The organism is Spirochaetota bacterium, assembly GCA_040756435.1.
In the GTDB taxonomy this organism is placed as follows: Bacteria; Spirochaetota; UBA4802; order UBA4802; family UB4802; genus UBA4802.
This window is the reverse complement of record JBFLZD010000112.1, coordinates 1-3,003: the sequence shown is the minus strand read 5'-3', so window position 1 is coordinate 3,003 and position 3,003 is coordinate 1. Positions and strand designations below refer to the sequence as shown.

The following is a 3,003-nucleotide window of genomic DNA, read 5'->3' as shown; positions in this document are numbered from 1 at the left end:
AGTGGAATGTATTTTACAAACCACATATAAATAAGAGTCATGCATGCAAGAGAACCAAGGAATATAAACCATTCCTGAATTGTTGGGTTATATCCAAAGAAATCCTGCCAGGGGAAGTTAGGTATTGAAAATCCGTGGAGTAAAACATCAACTTTAAGCATTACTATCGCTAAAACGCCACTAATTAAACCAGCAATGAAATACTGCTCATTTTCACGGAATTTCTTTACATTTAGGATAACAATAGCTGCTAAAGAAGCAAGCAATTCCAATCCAACTACCCACCAGCCATAATAACCACCCATCATGTCAACTAGATTGCGGTCAAAAAGTGGGGCAAAGTGAGTTGCCAGCGAATAAAGATCATACACTCTGAATAAAAAGTATGCAATAAATGTTACTCCGGCTATTTGTGCTAATGTCATATAGGCATCTTTGGGTACAAGCTCTTTTTTAGCAACCCAGCTTGCAATTTTTGGAGCAAGCATCATAAGGCAGGGACCGCCGGCTATTGCAGCTACTATCGCCAAATAGAAATAATGATGTCTGAACCAGTATGGCTTGGCATATAATACACCCCACATTCCGCCACCCAGTGATCCCTGATGGAAGAATGAAAGGAATGTTCCAATAGCTGCAAATATCCACATTAATTTATGTAAATAATGCGCAAAATAATGTACTGCTGGGTATCTATCTAAATATTTATTACTGAGTATGATAGGGAAAAGCTCAATGCAAAGAACAATAAAGTAAAATGTTAAACACCAGACTACTTCTGTAAGCATTGATTGTGGCATGGTATGTGGTCCCCAGTTGGGGTATGCATATCCAAACCAGGCCCTCAGTGGTTGCCCAATGTCAAATACCAGCAATATAAATGTGAAAAGGTAGCACATAAAACCTATAAGGACAGTGGAATTTATTAAAGGCTGGAGTTTATCAACCCTGAATATATATAGCATAAAACCTGTAAAGAACGCTCCACCGCCTAATGCAACAAACCCTAAATCACCGATTATCCATATCCCCATTGCAAAGCGGTTATTCATATCGGTGTAACCTAAGCCCCAGAAAAGGATCTGAATAGCAAAAATTACAAACAATGCTACCAGTGCAAAGAGCACATACAGAGATATCTGTATATTCCTGGGGTAACTATTCCATTCATTTTTCAAAAAATCTATTACTTTGCTCACGGTATACTCTCCTTATGCTTTTTTTTAGGAGTTTTTAAATCCAGATATTTTATCACGAAGCCATTGCTGGCTGGTTAAATAATATACTTTTGGATTTGGATATTCTTTGATTTTAGTCCGCTTTTCATATTCGGACGGATCTTTTGTTCTAAGTTCATCAATAGAGTGTACCAGACGTACAGCCCTGGGATCCTTCTGTATTTTAGGTTCATATACTGGCGACGAAGGATCATTGAGATCGCCAAATAGTATGGCATTAGTTGGGCATGCACTGGCACAGGCTGGGGTGTACGTAACGGCATTGATGTCGGTGATACCCTGTGCTATGGCTTTATCCCGTTCACGTTTCCAGATGTGTGAACAGAAGGTACATTTTACCATGGTACCACGAGATGCTATTGAAACATCAGGATTAAGAGATTCTTTGAAGGACCCTTCATAGCGAGGTTTCCACCAGTGGAATACACGTGCTTCATATGGGCAGGCTACCTGACAGTAACGGCACCCTATACATCGTGACCATATCTGGCTTACAACGCCATCTTCACCTACATCAGTTGCAACAACCGGGCACACTGAAACGCATGGTGGATGCGGATTGTTTGGATCATTTCCTGAACACTGCTGGCACATCTTGGGTATATATGCCACTTTTACATCAGGATACTGGGCTTTTGGATCTTTATCATTGGTTACTTCTATAAGGTCAAGGAACGTGACCCTTTTGGGCACATCAGAATCATCTTTAAATATTGGAAGATTATTTTCCTGTGCACAAGCAATATTGCATGCACCGCATCCAGTACATTTATCTAAATCTATAACCATTCCCCATCTTCTTGTCATCTTGGCCATAATTAATCACCTCTTAACTCAATTTTACTCGTGTTAACCACCAGTCAGCATAACCACTAAGAGGGTCCAATGCATCTGACATTATGGGTTTTGGGTTAACACCTTTTTCGCTACCATATTCGGTTAATTCCTCATGGCCAAAACCGATAGGCATTGCAACAGTATCGTAAGCAACGCGTTTGGTTAAATGTACTCTGACTGTGTCAAGTTCACCACGGGAAGATTCAATATCGATTTTGGAGCCTTCGGAAATTCCTTCTTTTGATGCTGTAACTGGATTCATCCATACCCAGCTTGTATCGCCTTTTAAAATTGTATTGGGGAGGGCTTTTAATACATAGGGAAGTGCAAGACCATTTCCCTCACCAACTACTGGTATTTCAAAAGGTACCATCGATATGGAATATGAGCCTGAGGCTTGTAGCAATTTTTCTAATTCTTCCAGCTTTGCAGTGATGATATCAACAGGGATATCAAGGTTTGCTACATTTTTAGTCTGGAAACTAACAGCTTTTACCACATCTAAATAACTATTCCATGGGAATTGAGAGGTTATATTGGGTATGTTTTTTGCTATTGCCAGCAAGGAGTCACCAGCATGTTTTGCTTCAAACTTAGCTGATACAGCCTGACCTGTAAAAGGAATTTCAAGTGAAGTAAGTGTTGGGAAAATATAATCAGCATACTGTGCTGTATCATTAAGCGAAGAAGTAAAGAGCACAACTGTTGAAGCTTTTTTAAGCTTTTCAGAAAGGCGCTCACCATATACACTAGAATATACTGGATTTGCGTTGTTTATCAGCACTATATCACAGGTCATATCACTGGCTATATATTCATCCAGCCCCTTGGACTTCTTTGCTATTACTGGCTTTGCAGGAGTTGCAAATGTAACGAGTTTAACACTGTTACCAAGACTGCCAACCATGCTGTTGATTGTTTGTATTAT

At 39.7% G+C, this 3,003-nt stretch carries 3 protein-coding genes; all 3 read right to left on the bottom strand.

What is annotated here, in order from left to right; all coding sequences use genetic code 11:
* On the bottom strand, positions 1–1,199 hold a 1,199-nt coding region (locus AB1444_16310), incomplete at its 3' end, for a hypothetical protein (protein ID MEW6528217.1).
* A 24-nt stretch (positions 1,200–1,223) separates the two neighbouring features.
* Entirely contained in the window at positions 1,224–2,054 is an 831-nt protein-coding gene (locus AB1444_16305; protein ID MEW6528216.1) for a 4Fe-4S dicluster domain-containing protein, read from the bottom strand.
* Positions 2,055–2,067: 13 nt separating this feature from the next.
* Positions 2,068–3,003, bottom strand: a 936-nt coding sequence (locus AB1444_16300; GenBank protein ID MEW6528215.1) for a molybdopterin dinucleotide binding domain-containing protein, incomplete at its 5' end; no start/stop codon positions are given.